Origin of the sequence: Metabacillus sp. YM-086 (assembly GCF_048059995.1) — a bacterium.
Lineage (GTDB): Bacteria > Bacillota > Bacilli > Bacillales > Bacillaceae > Metabacillus > Metabacillus litoralis_B.
This window is the reverse complement of the sequence record NZ_JBLUOI010000170.1, coordinates 1-1,402: the sequence shown is the minus strand read 5'-3', so window position 1 is coordinate 1,402 and position 1,402 is coordinate 1. Positions and strand designations below refer to the sequence as shown.

Annotated in this window: 2 protein-coding genes and 1 riboswitch; both genes read right to left on the bottom strand. The window is 29.7% G+C overall.

What is annotated here, in order from left to right:
• Positions 1 to 658: EAL domain-containing protein (locus tag ACEWK1_RS27625; RefSeq protein WP_416636882.1), on the bottom strand; the 658-nt coding region annotated here is incomplete at its 3' end.
• A 93-nt stretch (positions 659 to 751) separates the two neighbouring features.
• Positions 752 to 835: riboswitch (cyclic di-GMP riboswitch) on the bottom strand.
• Positions 836 to 1,123: 288 nt separating this feature from the next.
• Positions 1,124 to 1,402 (bottom strand): DUF3967 domain-containing protein (locus ACEWK1_RS27620; protein ID WP_416636881.1); only part of this gene is annotated, 279 nt, incomplete at its 5' end.

Genomic DNA, 1,402 nt, shown 5'->3' with positions numbered 1-1,402 from the left:
TACCTAAGGATTTTGCCATTTCCATATCCATTTCATTTTCTAAACCTTCTAGAATTAATTGACTTTTATATTCTTGACAATAGTTTAGAAAAAATGAAATAAGGGATTGTTTTTGCTTAGAAGATTTTAGATCTTGTGAAAAATATCGATCTAATTTTAAATAGTCTGGCTCTAGTTCTATAATAGTTTTCAAATTGCAATATCCATGTCCAATATCATCAATAGCAATAAAAAATCCTTGTTTTTTAAGTTCTAATATTCTAGTTTTAAATGTATCAAAATCCTGAATATTTTCAGATTCGGAAATCTCTAGGATAAATTCTTGATTACTTAAATAATTTTCGGCAATAATTTTATTGATAAAATACGGGAAATTAGAATTTAAAATAGTCGATGGAAGTATATTTAAAAACAGTTTTCCGTCTTTTTTAGATAATCCTGCTGAATTGTAGGTAGAAATAGCTTTATGAATAGACCCCGAATCTAATTCATAGAGCTTTTTTTCTTTTATTGCTTCTTGGATAACATATTCAGGATTAGAATACATGTTGGATCTAAGAAGAACTTCATAACCTAATATGTTCCCAGTTTTTAGGTAATAAATAGGCTGAAAATGGTGGAAAAATTTCTCTTCATTTATAAAATCTTCTATGGACAAAATCTACACCTCCTCCATTCCATTATTTTACATATAAGACATACAAAAAGATGAACCTGAAGAGCCTAGGTTCACCTTTTTGATCTAGTTTTCTTCGGTGGCTAGGCTACCATAGCAAAATGCTTTAGGTCCTTGGCTTTGCGTCCTTACCTTTCGATAAGTTTGCCTTTATCGGTAAAAATTATTTAATTTAGTACTATTATAACAAGTTTCAACAATATTCTAATTGATTCAACAAAATTAGACAAATAAATACATGACTTTCTATCTATATTTTTTTAGTTTACATAATGGCTCTAATCGGAAGTCGTTCCAAAACCAAACCCTCAAATTTGGGCAAAATCGCTCAAATTTGAGGGTTTTTAGTTTGGGAAATACTTAAATATTGAGTTAATAATTTAAAATCACAATCTCCTATTTTCTCACGTTTTCTTTAGATTTCTATACTAAGTTGGATTTGACATTTCATCGTTTGAACAACTTAGAAAAAAAACCTATTTTTACTTTTTCTTCACTACTGGCAACCTCTTTTTTAGTTTCCTGTATTTCTCTTAATGATTCAATTAGCTTTCGATCTCGTTCTTCCAGTTTAGTAGTAATGTACTCTTGTTGTTCTTGTTGCCTTTTTTCTACATTAGCAAGGTGTTTCCGCAGTTCCGCAATCTCTTCTTTTTGATTAGCAATAACCTGCATGGTTGAACCCATTTGTTCCAGTGCAAGTTGAAGCTGTAAAGCATATTGTTT